The organism is Phyllobacterium phragmitis (assembly GCF_002980495.1).
GTDB lineage: Bacteria > Pseudomonadota > Alphaproteobacteria > Rhizobiales > Rhizobiaceae > Paramesorhizobium > Paramesorhizobium phragmitis.
The window spans coordinates 1-535 of sequence record NZ_PVBR01000088.1; the positions used below are offsets into that span (position 1 = coordinate 1).

Consider the following 535-nt stretch of genomic DNA (forward strand, 5'->3'; position numbering starts at 1 on the left):
GCGAACTGTTGTGCGGTGAGGGTTGCGGAAGACAGATAGTAGCGCCGTTCGAGGCAGGTTTTTGCGCCCCGTATGGTTTCGCTCTCGACCATTGCGATCATGGCGAGATCCTTGAACCGCCATTCGCCGGGGAAACGCCTGTCAGAGGTGAGCCAGCCGACATCATGGCAGACGGCATGGCGGCGGATTTCGAGGCGGCCATGGTCATTGTTCGTGCTTTGATGGTGTTGGCAGGTGTCCGGACCGGCGTCGGCGAAGAAGCGCTCGACTTCGGCGCAAAGGGCGGGCCAGTTGCCCTTGAGGGCAAGCAGATAGTCGGCGCCCTTGTTGCGGATGGCAGCGGCGATTTTGGTCTGGCAGCCCATGGCGTCGATGGTCACCCGGGCGCCGGTGAGCTCCAGCCGCTCGAGCAATTCGGGGATGGCCGTGATCTCGTTGGATTTTTCCGCGCAAGCCTGCTGTCCCAGCACGAGACGCTGGCGTGCGGCCCAGGCTGAAACCAGATGCAGCGGGTTCTGTCCCCTGCTGCGGTTGT

1 protein-coding gene is annotated in these 535 nt (G+C 62.8%); it reads right to left on the minus strand.

The window, feature by feature from the left end:
• A partial coding sequence (locus tag C5748_RS27455; RefSeq protein ID WP_146119660.1) for an ISAs1 family transposase occupies nucleotides 1–535 on the minus strand: 535 nt, incomplete at both ends.